Origin of the sequence: Bacteroides sp. AN502(2024) (assembly GCF_041227145.1) — a bacterium.
Classification (GTDB): domain Bacteria; phylum Bacteroidota; class Bacteroidia; order Bacteroidales; family Bacteroidaceae; genus Bacteroides.
In genome coordinates, this window is the sequence record NZ_JBGFSP010000012.1 from 1 (window position 1) to 20,134 (window position 20,134).

A 20,134-nucleotide genomic window follows, 5' to 3' on the forward strand; every position below is an offset into this window, starting at 1 on the left:
ATGCCTAAATAATTCATGTAGGTGCGATAGCAGATTTTGAACGTCGGGAAAATATGCTGCCGCCATACGGCCTTGTAACATCGTGCCTGATTGCCGCTTTCATAGTAACGCTCGGTAATGGCTCGAACCATCCTTATGCGCTCTATGGTACTTTCGTGGTGTTTTCGTTTCTCCATCTGCTTCCTTTTTATTACCTTTGCAAATGTCCTTTTGCAAAGGCTTTGCGCCGGTTCGCTGTATTTTAGCAGATGGAGCCGGCGCGGCTTTTTATTCCACGTCGGTCATGCCGAGCGGAATATTCACCCACGCACCCTTTTCGTTTTTGTATTCGGCACGAATGTATTTCTTGGTTTCGGTGGGCTGGTAGCTTTCCTCGATGATTTGCACACCCTCGATAAAACGCTCGTTGCCCGTTTCCTCGGCCATCTTACGGAGCTGGAGCACGCGGCTGGCCTTGATGTTCCCGCTTTGGTCACGGGAAAGCAGACGCAGCACGGCATTCACAAGGGCTTTGCTCGTTTCATCTTTGGCAAGGCTTTCAATATATGCCTTGACCATTGCGATGCCGTCCTCCACCGTGTCACGGTAGCCATCGATGGTGTTCACGCCGAGGGTAAGACGGAGTTTGCTGTCGCCGGAGGTAAACGTGTGGCTACGCTGGTCGTCTTTCGTCAGCCCCAGCACCTCCGACTTCATTTTCAGAATGGCGTCGAAGTTGCCGAAAACGGTGTTCTTGACCGTCTTAATCTGTTCGCTCAACTCTTGGAGGACGGGCAGCGTGGTACGCAGTTCGTCATCCACCATAGCGGCGTAGTTCTCGCGCTGCCGCTTGCGCTGTGCCGAAGCTTCTTTCTTTTGTTTCTCCGCGCGGTACGCCTCAAATTCTTGGCGTTCTTCCGCTGTCATTGTTACATTTTCCATATTAAACGGATTTTGAAGTTATTAAAAAGGGATTAAATGCTGTTTAATCGTTGTCGAAGTGCCGGTATATATCATCGGCGTATTCGGCCATGTCGGCCTGCGTCTGCGCCCATTCGGCAAGTTCCCTCATGAATGCCGCGTATTCCTCGCTTTCCATTTCGACGGTACGCTCCCTGATGGTGCGCTGCACGTCTTTCATTACTACATTGCTCATATCTTAAAAACTTTTCCAAGTGTTGCCAAACGCGACAAAGCAATCATTTCCTCCTTTTTCTTCTCTTGTTTGGGCTTACGTTCCCAACAGTCAGGGCAATAAACGCCACTCGGTGTGTTATACATACCGCCTTTTATCTCTTTGCCGCAAAGACAACACGTTATTGATTTCTTTTTCATATTATTGTTTTGATGGTTTCCACTCGATTGTTATCACGGCATCGAGTTTACCGCTACCGTTACACACGGGGCAGTCTTTTTTCACACGCTCCCGCAGTTCTTCACTCCAAAAGAAGCCGTTACCGTGACAATACCCGCACGAATGACCGCTGCTGATGATGTCTTCTTTCAGATTGCCACCCCCGACAAATGCAGGAGGTGTTACTTTGATGATGTCGCTTTTTACACTCATACCTGATTTGTTATTAGTTTATTAAAATGGCATCGTATTCCAATAGTTACGCCAATGCCCGAAACAATCACATCGGTTTCCGTCATTTTCTCTACGGACAAAAGCGAGATTGTTTCTATCAATCAATAGCTCATTGTAAGGGTATTGTTTAACTCTGATTTTATAGGCTCGTAGAGCAAGCCAGCGATTCTTTATTTTATTCATGCCTGTTTTGTTATTAGTTATACACAAATACTTTTAAACTCCGATTGAGAAATCTTTCCCTTCTCTTCGATTACTCTAAAGAAAGCAGTAGCCGGACAAACATCTGCATCTGTCGTTGTAAGACAAACGCCATCAGAAGGGAAGTATTCACAACCTATATCATTGTCCCAATCTATATACTTTTGAGCTTCTATCGCTACTTTATCGCAATATTGCCTATATGAGATGTACGAACTTCCGACTTCGTTTATCAATCTCTTTATATTCATTACTGATTTGTTTGAAACATATTATACTGAAAATCATATCCCAATGTCCGCAGCCGTTTTTCCTGTACCGCACTGCGGTTCTTGCTGTCCTCCGGAAGTATGACCACCCGTTGTTCACGGTTGAACAGGTAGCCTTTCTTCCGCATCCAGTAGCGCAGATTGCGCTCCTTACGCATTTGCCTGTCTTTTGTTCCCATGACCTAACAGTGTTTGCATAAACAGGGTGTCGGCAATGTCATTTACCGCCTGTATGTCTTTTACCTTGTTGTTGAACGCGGCCACCAGATTGCGCAACCTTTCACGCGGTATCTTGTTAAAGTCCGTGTGTCCCGTGGCACGGCAGGCAATACCTTTAATCACCGTGGCGTTACTCTCTTTGCCCGTGGCTTTCAGATAGCCGCCGATGGCGGCCATTACACGCTTGCGCAGTTTGTCCATTTCACCCGCGCCCGTCTTTTCATTCACCTGTGCCGAAAGCTGACCGCACACGTTTATCAAATCGTGGGTATCCATGTCGCGGCTGCTTTCCACACCGTAGCTTTCCACAATGGCGCGTTTCTCCGCGTCAGTCAGCCCCAACACGCTGCAAAGGGTGTGGAACTTCTTCAAAATATCCCTGTGGATTTCATCCATCGTTTTGTTTTCTGTCATATCATTTTACATTTTATCAATCCAATACTCCTGTGCGCCTGCTTCCCATATCACGAAGTCCGCGCCGCCCTCACCGAGGTCGGCAACCTCGTAACGGGTAGTGACGAATGCCTTGTAACCCTCCACACGTATTTTTATCTCACTGTCATAGCGGATGTTCTGTGCCATCGTGCCTTTGGGCTGGCCTGCCTTTTCATGGCTAATGAAAATAAACAGTTTGCCGGGGAACTCGTCACGCAAAGTCTGGTACTGATCCATATTGAAGCGTCTTAAATAATGTACGCTGTCAATCACAATCACGTCAGGGCTTTGTTTCTTCTTCAAACGGGTGCGCAATTCTTTCAGCTGTTCTTTATTCAGCAGTATAATGCGGTTGCCGACTTCCGCCATGCCCACGCGCTCCCATGCTTTTTGCAATGACAGGCTTAAACCCTGCTCCAGACTATTATATGCCACGCGACGAAAGCGGGTAAGGTACTTGCAGACCTGCATCACAAAGGTGGTTTTACCTGAGCCGCTGCCGCCGTAGATTATCCATGCGCCACGCAGTTCCGGTCGTCCGAAGCTGGCAAGAAATGCCCCGTCAAAGTCGGCCACCTCAAATTTTGCCGTCAGTACGTTTTTATTGCTTATCGCCCGTCCCATAGCTATTTATTTACCCTCCTTTTGCAAAGCCCAAATAGCGCGTTTTACACGACGCAAATCACATTCGCAGTCCTCCACTATGCGGTTGATGGCGTTCGTGGCTGTAATGCCGTTTGCTACGCAAATGGCGGCTACATCCTCGCTGTTCACCACCTGCAACTCCACGAACTTGCGTCCCATGCGGCTGTAAATTTCCTCGTACCCCTTGCGTTTGGTGCGCAGCCCTTTTTTAATGCGCTTCTCCAGAAAATTGGTGGCGCAAAGGATGATTCCACAGTGTCCCTCCAGCTGGTTGTAAAGGCTGATAAAGAAATAAAGCACCTGATCCGAAAGTTTGTCGGCCTCGTCAAGCACCACAAGCGGATTTTCCTTGCGTTTGAGCGTGTCGATGATGTCGTCCATCATATCCGACACCGTGCTGCCCGTGAAGTCCACACCCATACATTGCAGCAGCTTGCCCATGAACGTGCGGCGGTTCCAATACTCGGAGCAGCAGAGGTGGTAAACGTGGCGGTGCGCGGCGGCGTAGTTCTTTATGGCTTCCGTCTTACCGCATCCGGCATCACCCGTAACGGCCAATACAAGGCTGTCCTCGCGGGCATTGTCAAGCAGGAAGCCCATGCGGCTGTACGCGCGTGTTTCAGCAATGCGCCATGCTTTTGCCTCGTGTCCCGTCTGGGCGGCTATCGTGCGCCACATTTCCTCGCTGATGGTGTCCCAATCTCCTGCCAGCACCTTGCTGACAGTGGCCGCGCTTACGCCGTTCATGCTGTTGGCCGCCTTGTTTTGGCTGCCTTTCTGCGCGCAGTAGTCTTTAAGACGTGCGGCAATCTGTTGTTTTTCGTCCTTTTGCATCTTATTTCGTTTTAGAAAATTGAATAATCGTCTTTATCTGTCGAGGGTGCGCCCTGCGGTATAATGGGAACTTCCACCGTCTTAACTTCTATCGCCTCCACATCAACAGCTTTCAGACGTTTCTGCGCTTTCGGCAGTTTATGCTGTCCGCGGCTGTCACATAACAGTAGGCGGTTTAACGTATTATCCTCACGCATGTACGTATCGGCCTTTTCATAAGCGGCATTCAGGTTCTCCAGAACGTACCCCTCCAGCCGTTCGTTAAAATCAAACACCTTTTGAAGTTCCGCGGCATCACCCGTCTTTCGGTCGGCAAGTGCCATCGGCTGCACGTATTTTTCTGTCAGCATGAAACGCAGCGTGCCGTCTTCATTCACAGCCAGAACCTCATGCAGGTTGTCAGGATCGTACTTGACCGTCCAGCGTGTTCCCGTGTGTTCCCTGAAACGGATGTCAAAACAGTCATAGTCGCGCTTCATACCCAGAAGCGTGGGGCGCAGGCCGCTGCCCTCGATGGCGTTCTTGAAGCCTGTCGCCGCGCCGAAGCTGTACAGATACGCCTCACGGTTCAAAGGCAGGCGGCGTTCCGTCGGCAGGTTCTCCATCAATGCGCGGAACTGCGCTATTTTTAAGGCGCGTTCAGCCTGTATCATTTCCTCTATCTGGCGGCGGACGCCTGCCTCGTCGGGGAAACTGTGCCGAAGCCTGTTCAGGGCTTCCGCATTGGGCTGGCGTTTCGGGTTCGTCGTCACGCCGTAGCCGCTCCAGTTGTTCCACTTGTTACAGTAGGTTTCATTCAGGTAGTCGAAATACGGTTCTATTACCTTTGACTTGGCGTTCTTCACGCGGGCGGGGGTCAGCAATTTGCCCATCACGCCATAAACAGGCGTCATGGCCTTAATGGCATAGTGGTCGCATTGTATCTGGTTTGCCCGAAGCATGACCCCGAAAAGCTCCTCGCTGTGCTTGGCTGCATTGCGTAGTGCTTCGGCTATCAAATCGGGGGTCTCGTGCGTGCCGATGGCATACCCTATCGGGTAATTTACACACGGGTCAAGCACCACCTCCAACGTCAGACGGTTGTCGTAATTGGCGACGTTGTGTCCCTTGCTGTTCGTCTTGGTCTTTTGATAGAGCAGTTCCACATCCCAACCGTCAAGCGTCCACATCAGGAACGGAGCGGTCGGACGGCTGCGCTTCACTTGCATACTCTTTTCGTTGCGGAAATTCGTAAGACCGCGGCGGCCGACTGAAATTATAAGGTCTTTTTTCTTTCTCCACACACCGACGGCGGAGGGGGTGATCTCTTTCCAGCCGTTCTTGCGGGCTTCACGGTTATAATACCCCGCGATTGTTACGTCGTCAAGGTTGTTATGGTGCGCAAGTATGACCGTTAAAACGCTTTCCTTGTCTTCGTCATCAACCTTTGCGGCGTTGATATTCTGGAATTTCTTGCTGATGAAGCACGCATAACCCTCGTGCAGGTACTCGTTGAACTTGCGTTGCAGGCGGCGATCGCTTTCGGGTAACGAGTGCGGGAAGCGGTCAGTCAGGCGAGGCAGGGCTGCCGCGGCCTTGCGCCAGAACTCCGTCTTATTCAGGCGCGGTTTGCTCTGACGCATGCGGTGACTGTTGCTGGTTTCGATACACTGCCGAAAAGCATTCATGATGGCACAGTTGTTTGAGTATTCCGCCTGCTTCTCGGGGGAGAGATGGCGACCATCGGGCAGCACGTAGGCCTCATAAAACCGCATGGCCTGTCCGTCCGGGGTGATTGTATCCATGAAAGGCTTGCTGTCGGCTTTTTCCTGTAAGTCGGGGTTGCGGCGGTAAACCTCCGTGCGGTATTTTAATGGCAGGCTTTCAACGGCAAACAGCGCGGGTGTACCATAACAGGCACGTTGCACCTGCTTAATCTTCCCCTCTCTTACATAGTAGTTAAGGTTAGATTTCGACATGATGCCTGCCGTTAATTCTGCATGGCTTATACAAAGCGTGTTACCGTAATATTCCATAATTTGCGTATATTTGTAGCGGTTGTTAAAATTACATTTATGGAAGTCAATATTTACTGTCACTTGTCCGCTCCAGCTGTGGAAGAACATAACGTTCGAGAATATTTAGAAGAGTTTCTGTCTGATATATCAGGCATTCTACAAGTTGTGGCTCGGGCTTTCTTGATTGTATGGGAAAAGTCCGATCTTGCACCCGAACCAAACTATTTACAACATTCATTTGATGAAGAAGGCACCCTGACGCTGCCTTTATCCTTTCAATATTCCTGTCTGGAACAGGCATATTTAAGGGTTGAACTAATGAAATCTCTATTCTCAAATCTGGCCTACAAGAAAGGGGTTGAGATTGTTTTCGAGTACCACCTTGACGATTGATCCTGTTTTTGCTCATGGCTTAAAGGTTTTGTGCTTCCGCCTGTATGGCAGGAAACTGGTTTAACATTACGTTTTTGTAGTTCTTCACCGGCTTGCCGTCCTTGATGATGTCCACACGCCCCGTGTTCTTGTCGCATTCCAGCATCACACCATTGGGGAAATACTGACGCATATAGCCGTCAGCATCGTGCATTGTTTCCATTGCGGGGGAAACAATCATTAGAATACCACCACGTTGAAGCGCGTGAAACTGAATTTTCCGAATGGTGCTCGTGTCCTGCTCATATTTGAGCGCTTTCCATACCGTAACGTCCGACACTCCGAATGCTTGTGCCAAAAAATGACGATCTTCCTTAGTCACATGAATGTACTTTTTCATTGTTGCTTGTTTATGTTTTACACCTTAAATTCACCATATCACCTTTTTTTCGTATATTTGGGCGCTGGTTAATTTTTTAATCCGTTGCAAATATCGTAATTTCTCACGAATAATCAAATAAAATCGTGATAAATTTAATTTTATAATGAAATATGCATGTATGAACGAAACAATTCACGATAGAATCGGGGCGTTAGTCCAAGAATATGGCAATGGGAAGAATACCGTATTCGCCAATAAAATAGGTGTAAGTGAAGGAAATATACGCGGTTATATCAAAGGTATCATGCCTAAAGCAGATGTCCTTGAGAAAATCGTGAGAATACTCGATGTTAATGCTATGTGGCTACTCACAGGCATTGGACACATGCGTGTGAGTAATTTAGATATAAATGCACCTGTACTTGTTTCAGATAATGATAAACTTGCTCCCGTTCTACAACAGTTTGATGTGTTTATCCAAAAAAAAGACGCTCAAATTGTACAGCAAGCAGAAGAAATTGGTCGGTTACGTGAGCGCATAGCCCAAATGCAACAGCGTTTTGAAAAAAATGCAACCAATGCGAACACCGATACTATTGCCAATGTCGGCTAATTCGGTACACCAACACACTGTCTACATTCATACTGCCGACATCCCTAAAATGGGGCAAAAAGGATGATGATTAGCTATCTTCTTCATTTTTGGAGAGTAAACCATGTGTTAAACATTTATAATCAATTACTTATACAGATTATAGCCGTTATTTTTCCTATATTCAAAAAGGAATTAAAGGGGTAGATTTTCACGAAAAAGCCGCTTTTTTATAGTCATTTTTGCCATTTGGGGGGAGTATTCCCCTACCGATAACTATACCCAACACTATACCCAACACCTATTTTTTTAAACGAAACGTACCATTTTACCTCCTACCTACACGAACATTTACTACCTTAATTCTATCATTTCCGAAGGCTCATTTAACAGGCGGTTAAATACCCATTAAACAGTGTTTGTGTTCCATTTGCAACCTCACCTTTCCAATACCGACTCCATGTTAGGAAACGAACAGACATACGGGCAAAAGCCCCATTTAACGCAGTTCTTGCCCATTTGTAAGCATTGCCGCCAAACAAAAGGAAGCGGTCAGAAAGCCTCTAAAAAGCCACCTGACCGCCCATGCGATTAAAGCAAATTAAACCTGAAGCAAAGCCGCATTAAACACCTGCTTAAACACTTTGCTTTCGTCTTAAACCAAAACTAAACCAACTTAAACCTTTTGTACGTTTCGTTTTATAGTACTCTATCCTATTATTTTTACTTATATATTTAATTATCAAATCCTTATATCCTCAAACGAGTATTATGCTTTTGTACGTTTCGTTTTCACGCCCATATGATTCCAAGTTCTCGAATTTTAGAAAACCCCAATAATATGGCATTAAGAAACAGTTCTTTAAAATGGCTGTTTTTTTCGTAAGCATTCGGTAAACCACGTATTTTCGTCTCCACCTTCCATCATTAACTTTACGTCCAAAAAGCCAAGTTATGATGACACGAGAAGAAGTAGTAGAAATAATGAACTACTGCAAAGAGCACAAAGTGACTTATAAGTCAAGATTAGAGGAACTCAATATCCCTGTATGGCGGTTTTATGACAGCAAATCCCGTTATGCCGCCGAGCAATCATCTGGTAAAACGGCTCAAGGTGAGTTTATCGAGCTTCCGCATAGCGGATTTTTTGTTCCGGTTCCTTCATTTGCCGGTACAACCGGACGGAAACAGAAAAGTACACCGACCACGCCAAGCGGATTGAAAGAGATAGAAATACGTACACCGGCCGGTAGTGCCATACGCATTTGTGGTGAGCTAAATGAAAAGGAACTGTTTTCAATCATCCGGGCCTGCAGCCATGTTCAGCCTTAATGACAGTATGCGCTATCTGTTGTATAACCGCCCAACTGATATGCGCAAAAGCTTCCATACCCTCAGCGGTATCATCACCGACGCCATGGGTCAGGACCCCTGTAACGGCAACGTGTATATCTTCATAAACCGTGCCCGTGACCGTATAAAACTCCTGCATTGGGAGCCTGGCGGCATGGTGTTATATTCCAAACTTCTGGAAGCCGGTACCTTAGGTAAACCTGATTCTGCCAACGACAATGAGGTCTGTACAAATATAGAATGGCGGGAACTTGTCATGATAGTGGAGGGTATCATGGAAGCCCGTGACTCCCGTCGCACGAGACTTGAAAACCTGCAGAAACTTCGAAAATAGTATCGGATTTTTTACTCTGTTTGCTTTTGTATGTCATTGGATTTTAGTATATTTACATTGTGAAAAAATGAGATGCAGATGCTTACAGAGGAACAGGAAAAAGCCTTATTGGAAGAATTAGAGCAGCTCCGTCAGGATAAAGCGGCGCTTATCAGCAGGGTTTCCTCACTGGAACAGTCGCTGTACTGGCTTCGGAAAAAAGTCTTTGGCCGGATGAGCGAGAAGAATCTTCCGCTTGATCCCAACCAACTGTTCCTGTTCTCAAAAGCTGAAATGTCCTCCATGGAAATATCCCGGATGGAGGAGGAAGTCCGCAAAAGCGATGAAGAAATCACCAGAACCATAAAAGTCAAGGAGAAGCCGGCCCGCAAGCCCTTGGATACATCTTCTCTTGCGGTAGAGGTTGTTGATCTTTACCCCGAAGGGACAACAGACGGGGAAGGCAGGCTTAAGGATGATTTCATTGAAATCGGAAAGGAAGAGAGTTCACGCCTGGAACGTGTTCCGGCAAAATTGTATATCCTGAAGACTGTCCGTCACAAAGTGATAAGTAAGTCCGATATGGAGAAATACCCCGAGGAAAGACAGATCCTGATTCACCCTCTACCTCTTGTTCCGGTCAGTAAATGTATGGCAGGCGCCTCGGTCCTGACAGACATTATCATCGGCAAGTTCATGTATCATCTCCCGTTCTATCGTCTGATACAGCAGTATCGCGAATCAGGAATCAGCATAAGCGAATCTACCATGTGCGGATGGTATGAAATGGCGGTGGAGAAACTCAGGTTGCTGTACAACCTGCTCAAACAGAAGATACTCTCCAGTGAGTATATACAAGTGGACGAGAGTGTCATTCCTGTGCTGGACAATGAGAAACATAAGGCGAAAAAGGGGTATGAGTGGTGCGTACGCGACGGCATCACGGGGGACGTCATGTTCCATTATGACCGTGGCAGCCGTTCGGGGACTGTAGCCCGTGAACTGCTGGGATGTTACCATGGCATTGTGCAATGTGACGGCTATGCAGCTTACGAACAGTTTGAGCAGGTGAAAGGAATCACTATGGTCGGCTGTTGGGCACATGTCAGAAGGAAGTACGTGGATGCCCTGGAAGAGAACAGGCCCCTGGCCACACAGGCAATACACTACATCGGCAAGTTGTACAAGATAGAATCTGAAGCCAATGATGCAGGGCTCACAGCTGAAGAGCGTAAGGAAAAACGTATCAGTGAGGCCTATCCGCTGATACTTGAATTTGAAAAGTGGCTGCAGGACACCTATCTTAGAGTGCTTCCTAAAAGCCGTATGGGTAAAGCCATCGAATATACGTACACGCTCCTTCCAAGACTTTCCAGATACGTAAACGACGGAAGAATCGAAATTGATGACAACCGTATAGAAAATGCCATAAGACCTTTGGCTTTGGGAAGAAAGAACTATCTGTTCTGCGGAAACGATGCATCAGCATACAGGGCTGCCATCGTATACTCACTGATTTCAACCTGCAAATCAGCAGAAGTAGACCCCAGAATCTGGATGGAAGATGTCCTGAGCAAAATTCCATATTATGAAAGGGATGAGAAGAATATGGAAGAACTTCTACCACGTAATTGGGTAAAATCCAATCAAACTTGTTCCGAATAGATACTATTAGTTCCGAATCGACTACGAATAGCACCGATTCGGAACTAATTTCACAAAAATTGCAACGTGGTTTACCGAATGCTTACTTTTTTTCTATTTCATCAATAGTTATTGGAATACGTTCTATTTCGCTAATTAAATCACAGCTAAATATATCGTTAATTGTGGAAATTGTTGATATAGCGTAGATTTTATCTTGGAATGGTACGGCAACTATGTCTTTATTAGTAATTTTATCCCTTAGATATTTCCATCTATTGTTTTCTTCTCCATATGATACTTGGAATTACAATATTTCTTTTGGAAAAGTGACAGGAAACAAATTGCTCTTTAAATATTTTTTTGTAATACCATTTTTAATGTGGAATGGTAAAATGGGTTGATCTGTATTTATTATTTTTAGAATTTCATTGATCTCCTTTTGTTTGGCTACGTCTTCATTAAAACAAAACTTCATAAGAGATAGCATAACATTATCAAAACCGTTAGTATCAATATAATAAGCTATTCGACCTGTATTTCTAATGTTTTGTATCAAATTTTGAACTTCGAGAGCTGCATTTTTGCCATATCCACACCAATATAATCTTCCGGCTCCTTTATCTGTGAATGCTTGATTTATTGCGTCCATAAGAGAACGATCTCTACCGCTATATCCAAGCACAATTAAACTCTTATCAATGAAATAACGACGCATTGCAACAACAAACTCTTCATGTTGCGAATCTAGTTCTTTGGCTGTATTCTTTAGTGTACTATATTTATAATCGCCATGTAAAGCTATATATAGCAATTCATTAGAACTTTCTGTCCTGTATATACGATCTACACAATCAAGATTGATTGTTATTGGAGTTATATTTGCTTGTTGAGCAGCTCTTTCCACAAGCCCATCAAAATTTGTACTCCAGACAGATTTGACAATCCCATATTTATTTAATAAACATAAAAGTTTGTACCCTACATAGGGGATTTTCCCTTGGCATAGGTTTTGAAAATATTTTATTCTATCTGCCTCAATTTTATATGTTCTTTCTGCATAAAAAGAATACTCATTAGGTGAGCCTGCTTGTGGAAAATCATTTTGAGCATCTAACCATTGTTGAATAATCATTCTACTTCTTTCGGATTTCTTAGGGTCTACAAGTTTTTGCTGGTTTCCTGAAAGTGTTTGATATATAGATTCTTTCCAGTCCCAAATGCAATCATTTGCAGATTGAATACCTGATGAAATTGAAGCTCCAGCTCCAAGGAGAACTCCAAATGACCCATCAAGATTTTGTTTGATGGATCGCAAAAATGAATCAAATTCTAAATAGATACTAGTATGATTTGTCATAGAGCTATTCTTATATGTGTGTTTGACAGAAGAATTTCTACAAGAACATCAGTCTAATTGCTTTCTGTAAACTGAATCCAAAGTATTACCGTCTTTGTCTTTCCAAACTAACCAGCCATTATTACTACTGCCAATACAGAAATCAACAGCAGTGCTGGGACTTGAAAATGTTTTGTCTGATGTCAATGTCAATATGCCGTTTTCATTGACGGTGTAGTCTTGAAGCATCTTTTCCCGCTTTTCTTTCCAATTGAAAGATGGTACAATTGTTCGGGCTATAATACTTCCTTTTAGGACGGTAAAACCATCGGAGCTATAAAAGCCTTTTGCATTGCATCCTCTACCTTTGGTGTAGAACAAATGCTCGCTCTTTGGCTGTGAGATTTCGAAGATATTGCAACCGATAAATGACGCCAAAAACTTCACATCCTCAAAGAATTCATCCATCGAATCCTGTTGGTGTTCAGGTAAATTGGGAGCTTTAGGAATTTGTTTGTTATCGTTTAGGATAAAAGTATTCGCTTCCTTGGCTTCGGCTATCGCTTTATGCTCTAAGTATTGCACATCAACTTTAGTCATATCGGCATCTTTCGATACAAAGATGAGTGCTTTTTGCCAAAATGCCTTTTTGCTGTCATGGCCTTTCACACGTTCTTTGAAATTCTCCGTTTCGCCAATATATGCTTTCGGCTTGGTTGATTCATCTTCACCCAGCAATATATAAAACGCAGGTTTCTGCAACTTCTCTTGGGTATTCAGATAAGAGAGGTTGGAACGTGGCACGACAAACATTTGGCAAATCTTATTGCTGATGAATGCGTATTGAGTTCCTTTCGGATCTCCGTCTATTAAATATGTTGTTACTGTCTTGCCCATAATTATTTCGACCAGATTTTTTTACTATATCAAATATAGTCGATAAATCACTAAAATATTTGTTGTTAAATGAGTGGCTGCTATAATTTATTCACAAATTAAATTTCCGGCAATCCCAATTCTCGTAAGAACTCATTATGTCGGTTGCGGGCATTTTTTATCTGCTCGTCTATTTTTTTCAGTTCTTTATTCACTGCCAGCAAGTCTATTCGTTCTTCCTCTTTTGAAAGATTTACATAACGGGTAATGTTAAGATTGTATTCATTTTCTTTGATTTCCTGCAACGAGACTTGACGTGAATAACGTGTCTCCTCCTTGCAGTACTGGTAAGTAGAAACAATTTTATCCACATCCTCCTTGCGAAGATAGTTCTGCCGCTTGCCTTTCTTGTAATGTTCATCCGAACTGGCATTAATAAAAAGCACCTTGTCATTCTTACGACATTTTTTCAATACTATCAGACAGACAGGTATGCCGGTTGAATAGAAAAGATTGGCAGGCAGCCCTATTACAGCATCAATGTTGTCATCTTCAATCAATTTCTTTCTTATTGCAAGTTCCTTACCACCACGGAACAACACACCATGCGGCAAAATAATAGCCATTGTTCCTTCTTCGCTTAGGAAATGAAAGCCATGCAACAGGAAGGCAAAGTCTGCTGCTGACTTTGGTGCCACTCCATATCTATTGAAACGGAAATCTTTTGCTGTCTCTTCTGTCGGTTCCCAGCGCAATGAGAATGGCGGATTTGCCACAACTGCATCAAATGTTATCTTTTTCGACGGATTTTGTTCATTCAAGATGTTCCAATCATTGATAAGCGAATCACCGTGGAAAATCTCAAACTCTGCATCTTTCACTCCGTGCAAAAGCATGTTCATGCGAGCAAGGTTGTAAGTGGTTATATTCTTTTCTTGCCCGTAGATTTTGCCTATACCATTGTCGCCCATCTCATGGCGTACATTCAGCAGCAGTGACCCCGAACCGCAGGCAAAGTCCAAGACCCTGTTTATCCTATTCTTCTTCCCCATTGCAGGGTCTTGACAATCCAAAGTCACAATGCGTGATAATATTGTAGAAATCATCTGTGGCGTATAAAACTCTCCGGCTTTCTGGCCTCCACCTGCCGCAAATTGTCCGATAAGATATTCGTACGCATCACCGAGTGAGTCCGAATCGGAGGTGAATTCCGTTAGTCCGTCAGCTATGGTCTTAATGACTTTGGAAAGAAGATTGTTCCTTTCCATATAATTCTTGCCTAACTTCTCGGAATCAAGATTGATTTCAGAGAACAATCCTTTGAAAGAACTTTCAAAAGATTCGTTTTCTATATATTTGAAACCATCCTGCAATGTATGTAGTAATTCGTCACTCTGTATTCTTGCCAGTTCTACAATATTGTCCCATAAATATTGTGGCTCAATTACATAATGAATTTTACGACGTATCTGTTTCTCAAAAAGAAATGTGTCGTTCGCATTTTCTTTATACCAGATGTGCAATGATGTCGTAACATCCCATTTCTTCAGTTTTTCTTCTGTAGGGACAGGATAATCAGAACCGAGTTCTTTCTGTGCAGCCTTTATATAGTTGTCTGAAAGATATTTCCAAAAAAGGAACGACAACATATAGTCACGGAAATCATCCGCCATCATTGCGCCACGCAGGTTGTTGGCTATACTCCAAAGGGTCTTGCCCAATTCACTTTGCTTGCTTGTTGTCATAACTTAATTGTTAGAATGAATTATGAATTTGTATTTTGACATAAGGGCATGATAAACTTCCCTGACAATCTGTTTGTTGTCATCAACCATTGCTTCCATTTGCGGATAATATACTTTCTGATGCGTCAGAGTATTGACAATGGTAGATACTCGGTCTGCATTTGTAATGCCAATCTGTTCAATGACATATTTTAATTGTCCTGTACCTAAAAACGATGCGATGTTCTCTAATACTTGCCTTAAAAGAGCAATATGATAAATCTCCAGTTCGTCTTTTATAACGGCATCGTCTAAAATCTGGAGAAGCCGCAGATGATATAACAGCACATCGTTTTTAGGATTAGCCAACGCATATCCGTCATCCGTTCGCTCCAATAACTGAATCTTGGATTTCTTTTTATATCTATCCGATTTTTTTCCTTTAAACAGACAATCGCTTAATATTGTCGCAAACCCGATGTGGTGGGTTGTTATTATTATCTTCTTTTTGTTACAATATTTGTCTATCAACTCCAATAGGGTAAATATCGTGACGAATATATTATGGTCATCAAGGCTTGAAACTGGGTCATCAATAAATATATATTCATTTTGTTCATCTTGCCATCCCTCTGTATCAAACATCGCAAGGAAAAAGCACCAGATGAAAATACGTTCCTCGCCTCTGGAAATCTTGATAGGATTTTTATCCTCATCATCTCTCAGATAGAAAATTATTTCTTCAATGCCGTCTTCAGGGTGTTCTTCGTTTGTGTGAAAATCAAAGTCATACTTTACATAATATGGCTTTAGCTTTTCCCTTACTTTCGTTTCATCTATATAAGAATGTAAGTCGTTTAGACTGCTTTTGACAATCCGCATACTGATGTTTTCTTCAGCATTCTCTATATCGTTATTCCACACGAAAAGGTCTTCGCTGAAAGCATTGTAGTAAACACCTGTTTGCTTATGCTGCTCATTTCTCGCCAACTCCTTATACTCTACAGAAAGTCTTGTCTTTCCTGTAGCATTGAATGCGTACAAGAGAAATATTTGCTCTTTGGCATTTTTAATTTCTTGGGCTATATCGTGTAATTCCATATTTCTTCTTTTTTATAATTTAGGAAATAGTTGTTGCATCAAACCTTTTTTATGCCGCTCCAATAAACTCACTTTGCTCTCATATAGGCTTATCAGTTTTTCTGCATATGAGAAACATTCTGCTATTTTTTGCCGCTCGTCAGGGGAAGGACACTGTATTGGTAAACTAAAGAAATCATCTATTGATATATTAATTCTATCGAATCTTGCTCCATAATTTGCTTTCTTCTTTATAGATTCATGCCATACATCAGTTCCAAAATAGTATTCAAAATAATCAACATTTTTCTCTTTAAATCTAAAGATTGTGTAAAGCGGTGACATTATACCCATACATATTTTATTCCTTGAAATAGGCCCGACAGGAGATTCTGTAGAAACTCTCGGGTTATATACAAAATCATTATATTCTACAATTTGATAATTATTTAAATTATCATTAGTTACAATTTTCCGGTCAAAGTAATCCTGTTGGGGTACAATACCATAAATAGCAGAGTTTGTTAGAACAGGGTATTTGCAATTCTCTTTATTCTTGGCTGTTTCATGTTTAGCTATTTCGTGCAGTTCCTTTTCTTCCCATTCACCATCATTCCTAAATTCTGGAAAACGAACTTCAGGTACATACTTTCCTTCAACAGGAAAAAGTTTCTGCATAAGCCCTTTCTTATGTGTCTTCAATTGTTCTACCTTTTCTTTCATAGCACTTATCTCTTCATCTATTGACGAGAGACATGCTGCGATTTTTTGCTGTTCTTCAGGAAAAGGAAATGGAAGTTTAATATTAGAAAATTGAAGATAACTAATCATCTTACCATCTCTGATTCCCTCTATGTTTCTATTGAGTTCCAATATATAATTGGCAGATTTTAGATAATGTCGATAAAAATCATTATAGACAGTATCAGAAATTTTTCTCAACACAATATACGCAGGGCTACACAAGCCTTTATAGTTAGAATATTCTATTCCACCTTGGAAGGATCTTAGACTAATAATGAAATCACCTACTTCTACAATCTTATAGCTTTTAATACTATTATCGCTAACAATAACATTATAATCAATTAAATTTCTTGGTACAGCACCTTTATCTTGAGTTATTGCCAATATTGGTAAATCAGAATTATGATTTTTATTTACTATAGGCGCAAACAAGTTATTACCATTGACAAAATCCCAACTTGCACTCTCCCTAAATTCTGGAAAACGAAGAGCAGGAACAAGATGCTTTTCTCCTGTCCTTTTTATCTCACATCCTTTAGACATATCACTCCTCATATGCTGACAATCCCGATATTTCCTGATCTGTTGCCATTTTCTTCAATAATGGTATCAAGTCATTCATTAATGCCGTTTCTTCTTTTGCCCGTGCTTTCCAGTCCAGCTCCAGTGGTTCAAGCAGTTCGTTAAGTTTCTCCCCATCAAATATTTTCCGCTCCACAATATCATTGACAAACTGTTGCAGCGAAACGATATTCAGCCTATGCGTATCTGCTATCACAGAAAGTTCTGCGGCATATTTCTCTGTCTTGAACACTTCATATTCCTCCTTGATTTCCTGCACGGTCTTTCCGTTCAAACTATCAGAGTCGTGACTATTTATAAAGGCTATAATATCGTCGCGTTCGTCAAGCATATTTGAACTTGAACAAATCAGACTTATCAGTTGGGTTTTAGTCATCTTAGCCATGGACGGAACACCGCTGTAATAGCGTGCTATAAGTTCCATGATATAATCGTAATCGATGATGGCAGATGCAAACAGGACAAACTCGAAATCCAAATCATCTATCGTATCGGATACTTCATCACTCTTTTTCTGTCGTTTATCTCGAAGTTCCTTTGCCAAATCCAGATATGCACCACGGAACGCTACTAAATCATTATCGGTAAAGCCATAAGGTACACTTGGCTCACTGACTATACCCGGTTCATTGCTTCTCGTATCAATAATATCTGTATATTGGTCCAATTGGGTCTTATATCTCTGTATTTCCTTAAAATGATTGATAAAACCGGCTTTGGCATTATCCCCTCTAAGATTTGCCACTTCTTCCGCTTTAAATTCCAAATCGTGCAGATTCATAAATTCACGCAGACTCCTGACTGCATCCTTATACTTCTTCATAATGGCAGACGCAGGTTCAACCAGCCAGACTTGCCGCGCTCTTTCATCTTTTTCTCCGGAAAACAGTACTATTGCCTCATCCACAGCGGCTTGTTGTCCACGAAAATCAAGAATGTTTCCGTAGGGCTTTGTATCGTTCAGAATACGGTTTGTACGTGAAAAAGCTTGTACCAATACATGCCACTTCAAATTCTTATCGACATACAGTGTGTTCAAGAATTTGGAGTCAAAACCGGTAAGTAACATATCCACCACGATGGTAATGTCTATCTTGTTGTGATGTGGATAGTCCTTATTGGTATATTTTTGGTCTTTTATACGTTGTTGTACATCCTGATAGTAGGTGTCAAACTCTGTAATAGAATGGGTCGTACCATATTGTCCATTATAATCATCTATAATTTCTTCCAGAGCTTTTTTCTTTTGGTCCAGCTCTTTTTCGTTATCCAAACGCTCCTGCTGTAAATCCTCCTGAATCTGTATTATATCCTTGTTCCCTTCTGCCGGAGGTGAGAATACACAGGCGATATTCAGTTTAACGTAATTCTCATCTTCCTCTGTCCGCTTTTTTTGTTCTGTTTTGAAAAGATTGTAATATTCAATCGCCTCATTGATTGAGCCGGTGGCAAACAGAGCATTAAATCGCATATCGTTGGTGGCTGCCCGATGTTTGTTTAGAATGGCATCGACAACGGCTTGTTTCTTCATCTCTCCGTCAACTATCTGCATGATATTCTCGTCAGGTTTGAAATAGTCAATATGGAAACGTAATACGTTCTTGTCATCAATTGCATTCGTTATTGTGTATGAATGCAATTCCTTCTGAAATATATCCACCGTCGTTTTGTAGTGCCCTTCTTCTCCTGTTGCTTGCACATATGTCGCATTTTTGTCAAATATGGGGGTACCGGTAAAGCCAAATAATTGTGCTTTAGGGAAGAAATCCTTTATGGCTTTATGATTATCGCCAAATTGTGAACGATGGCACTCATCGAATATGAAGACAATCCTTTCGTCCCTTAAATCCTCCAGTTCTTCCTGATAATTCTTTCGGTTTTCTGGATCCAATGCTATTCCCAATTTCTGAATGGTAGTGACAATGATCTTGTCTTTATAGTCTTCTGACAACATCCTGCGTACAAGAGAATCCGTATTGGTGTTCTCCTCCACACAGTTTTCCTGAAACTTGTTGAATTCTTCGCGTGTCTGTCGGTCAAGATCTTTTCGGTCCACAACGAACAAGCACTTCGCAATATCAGGATTGTCTTTCAATAATGTGGCAGCCTTAAAAGAAGTGAGTGTCTTGCCGCTTCCCGTTGTATGCCATATATAACCGTTTCCACGATTTTCCTCAATGCATTTGACTATTGCCTTTACAGCATAAATCTGATAGGGACGCATCATCAGTACTTTCTGTTCACTGGCAACAAGCACCATATAACGGCTGATTATTTCTCCCAATCTGCATTTGGGAAGAAAAGCATCTGCAAAGGCATCCAATCCGTTTATTTTCCTATTGTCTTCATCCGCCCACCTATATACCGGCAGGAAATTTTCATCGGCATTGAAGTTGAAATGCAGGTTATTGTTGTTGGCAAAGTAATATGTATTTGTCTGATTGCTTACAATAAACATCTGAATGAAGCAAAGCAATGAATTCGTATATCCATTACCCATATCATTTTTATAGTCAACAATTTGCTGCATAGCCCGTCGTGGGCTAACCTCAAGTGCTTTAAGTTCTATCTGCACAAGCGGTAAGCCATTAATCAGCAACATAACATCATATCGCTGGAAACTATTACGTGTATTGATGCGTAACTGGTGTACAACCTCATAATCATTCTTACACCAGTCTTTTATATTCACTAATGTATATTGCAACGGTGTGCCGTCTTCACGAAAAAACGTATTGCGTTCACGCAATCTTTTGGAAGAATAATATACATCAGAATCAGTTATTTCTTCCAGTAATCGTGTAAATTCAGAATCAGAGATATGAACATGATTCAAATGTTCAAATTTCTCACGGAAATTCTGCTCCAAAGAGTTTCTGTCGCAAATATCCGGTCGATATGTATATTTTAACTCTATCAATTTGTGGATAAAGTTTTCTTCTATTTGCTTTTCTCTAATCATA

Annotated in this window: 23 protein-coding genes; 5 read left to right on the forward strand and 18 right to left on the reverse strand. The window is 42.4% G+C overall.

What is annotated here, in order from left to right; genetic code table 11:
* Positions 1-267 precede the first annotated feature (267 nt).
* The 11 genes from AB9N12_RS18580 to AB9N12_RS18630 form a co-directional block, all read right to left on the reverse strand.
* The gene (locus AB9N12_RS18580) at positions 268-921 is read right to left on the reverse strand and encodes a DUF3164 family protein (protein WP_369893579.1); all 654 of its coding nucleotides are present in this window, start codon (positions 919-921) and stop codon (positions 268-270) included.
* A 43-nt stretch (positions 922-964) separates the two neighbouring features.
* On the reverse strand, positions 965-1,135 hold the full coding sequence (locus AB9N12_RS18585; protein WP_369893287.1) for a hypothetical protein: 171 nt from the start codon (positions 1,133-1,135) through the stop codon (positions 965-967).
* Positions 1,132-1,314 (reverse strand): hypothetical protein, encoded by a 183-nt coding sequence (locus tag AB9N12_RS18590; protein ID WP_369893288.1) that lies wholly within the window; start codon positions 1,312-1,314, stop codon positions 1,132-1,134. The genes AB9N12_RS18585 and AB9N12_RS18590 overlap by 4 nt, the downstream gene beginning before the upstream one ends.
* Position 1,315: 1 nt before the next feature.
* Entirely contained in the window at positions 1,316-1,546 is a 231-nt protein-coding gene (locus tag AB9N12_RS18595; protein WP_369893289.1) for a hypothetical protein, read from the reverse strand.
* 21 nt (positions 1,547-1,567) lie between these two features.
* Complete coding sequence (locus tag AB9N12_RS18600) at positions 1,568-1,750, reverse strand: hypothetical protein (protein ID WP_369893445.1); 183 nt, start codon at positions 1,748-1,750, stop codon at positions 1,568-1,570.
* Positions 1,751-1,767: 17 nt separating this feature from the next.
* The gene (locus tag AB9N12_RS18605) at positions 1,768-2,019 is read right to left on the reverse strand and encodes a hypothetical protein (protein ID WP_369893444.1); all 252 of its coding nucleotides are present in this window, start codon (positions 2,017-2,019) and stop codon (positions 1,768-1,770) included.
* The gene (locus tag AB9N12_RS18610) at positions 2,019-2,216 is read right to left on the reverse strand and encodes a hypothetical protein (protein ID WP_369893443.1); all 198 of its coding nucleotides are present in this window, start codon (positions 2,214-2,216) and stop codon (positions 2,019-2,021) included. Before AB9N12_RS18610 ends, AB9N12_RS18605 begins: the two co-directional genes overlap by 1 nt.
* On the reverse strand, positions 2,188-2,601 hold the full coding sequence (locus AB9N12_RS18615) for a hypothetical protein (RefSeq protein WP_369893474.1): 414 nt from the start codon (positions 2,599-2,601) through the stop codon (positions 2,188-2,190). Before AB9N12_RS18615 ends, AB9N12_RS18610 begins: the two co-directional genes overlap by 29 nt.
* A gap of 75 nt (positions 2,602-2,676) precedes the next feature.
* Positions 2,677-3,315, reverse strand: a complete 639-nt coding sequence (locus AB9N12_RS18620; protein WP_369893293.1) for an ATP-binding protein — start codon at positions 3,313-3,315, stop codon at positions 2,677-2,679.
* 6 nt (positions 3,316-3,321) lie between these two features.
* Positions 3,322-3,936, reverse strand: a complete 615-nt coding sequence (locus AB9N12_RS18625; RefSeq protein WP_369893294.1) for an AAA family ATPase — start codon at positions 3,934-3,936, stop codon at positions 3,322-3,324.
* 245 nt (positions 3,937-4,181) lie between these two features.
* Complete coding sequence (locus AB9N12_RS18630; RefSeq protein WP_369893295.1) at positions 4,182-6,275, reverse strand: hypothetical protein; 2,094 nt, start codon at positions 6,273-6,275, stop codon at positions 4,182-4,184.
* Between AB9N12_RS18630 and AB9N12_RS18635 the strand changes: the two genes are divergently transcribed.
* Positions 6,264-6,560, forward strand: a complete 297-nt coding sequence (locus tag AB9N12_RS18635) for a hypothetical protein (protein WP_369893296.1) — start codon at positions 6,264-6,266, stop codon at positions 6,558-6,560. The genes AB9N12_RS18630 and AB9N12_RS18635 overlap by 12 nt on opposite strands.
* A gap of 19 nt (positions 6,561-6,579) precedes the next feature.
* On the opposite strand, the gene AB9N12_RS18640 is transcribed toward AB9N12_RS18635, so the two are convergent.
* Entirely contained in the window at positions 6,580-6,939 is a 360-nt protein-coding gene (locus tag AB9N12_RS18640; protein ID WP_369893297.1) for a hypothetical protein, read from the reverse strand.
* A gap of 160 nt (positions 6,940-7,099) precedes the next feature.
* Here AB9N12_RS18640 and AB9N12_RS18645 point away from each other — a divergent pair, with 160 nt between their 5' ends.
* The 4 genes from AB9N12_RS18645 to AB9N12_RS18660 all read left to right on the forward strand — a co-directional run bounded on the left by AB9N12_RS18645 (position 7,100) and on the right by AB9N12_RS18660 (position 10,844).
* Positions 7,100-7,534, forward strand: coding sequence for a helix-turn-helix domain-containing protein (locus tag AB9N12_RS18645; RefSeq protein ID WP_369893298.1), 435 nt, complete (start codon positions 7,100-7,102; stop codon positions 7,532-7,534).
* 933 nt (positions 7,535-8,467) lie between these two features.
* The gene (locus AB9N12_RS18650; protein ID WP_369890454.1) at positions 8,468-8,845 is read left to right on the forward strand and encodes a hypothetical protein; all 378 of its coding nucleotides are present in this window, start codon (positions 8,468-8,470) and stop codon (positions 8,843-8,845) included.
* Positions 8,832-9,200 carry an IS66 family insertion sequence element accessory protein TnpB gene (tnpB, locus tag AB9N12_RS18655; RefSeq protein WP_072542649.1) on the forward strand — a complete coding sequence of 123 codons (369 nt, stop codon included), beginning with the start codon at positions 8,832-8,834 and terminating at the stop codon, positions 9,198-9,200. Before AB9N12_RS18650 ends, tnpB begins: the two co-directional genes overlap by 14 nt.
* Before the next feature lie 78 nt (positions 9,201-9,278).
* The gene (locus AB9N12_RS18660) at positions 9,279-10,844 is read left to right on the forward strand and encodes an IS66 family transposase (RefSeq protein ID WP_369893580.1); all 1,566 of its coding nucleotides are present in this window, start codon (positions 9,279-9,281) and stop codon (positions 10,842-10,844) included.
* 286 nt (positions 10,845-11,130) lie between these two features.
* On the opposite strand, the gene AB9N12_RS18665 is transcribed toward AB9N12_RS18660, so the two are convergent.
* From AB9N12_RS18665 to AB9N12_RS18690, 6 genes are all read right to left on the reverse strand, one after another.
* Positions 11,131-12,183: an SIR2 family protein gene (locus AB9N12_RS18665; RefSeq protein WP_369893581.1), complete on the reverse strand. Its 1,053-nt coding sequence runs from the start codon at positions 12,181-12,183 to the stop codon at positions 11,131-11,133.
* Between the two features lie 48 nt (positions 12,184-12,231).
* Entirely contained in the window at positions 12,232-13,059 is an 828-nt protein-coding gene (locus AB9N12_RS18670; RefSeq protein ID WP_369893582.1) for a GIY-YIG nuclease family protein, read from the reverse strand.
* Positions 13,060-13,157: 98 nt separating this feature from the next.
* The gene (locus tag AB9N12_RS18675; protein ID WP_369893583.1) at positions 13,158-14,783 is read right to left on the reverse strand and encodes a type I restriction-modification system subunit M; all 1,626 of its coding nucleotides are present in this window, start codon (positions 14,781-14,783) and stop codon (positions 13,158-13,160) included.
* A gap of 3 nt (positions 14,784-14,786) precedes the next feature.
* On the reverse strand, positions 14,787-15,863 hold the full coding sequence (locus tag AB9N12_RS18680) for an AAA family ATPase (RefSeq protein ID WP_369893584.1): 1,077 nt from the start codon (positions 15,861-15,863) through the stop codon (positions 14,787-14,789).
* Positions 15,864-15,875: 12 nt separating this feature from the next.
* Positions 15,876-17,132, reverse strand: coding sequence for a restriction endonuclease subunit S (locus tag AB9N12_RS18685; RefSeq protein WP_369893585.1), 1,257 nt, complete (start codon positions 17,130-17,132; stop codon positions 15,876-15,878).
* 1 nt (position 17,133) lies between these two features.
* Positions 17,134-20,133 carry a type I restriction endonuclease subunit R gene (locus AB9N12_RS18690; RefSeq protein ID WP_369893586.1) on the reverse strand — a complete coding sequence of 1,000 codons (3,000 nt, stop codon included), beginning with the start codon at positions 20,131-20,133 and terminating at the stop codon, positions 17,134-17,136.
* Position 20,134: the final 1 nt, after the last annotated feature.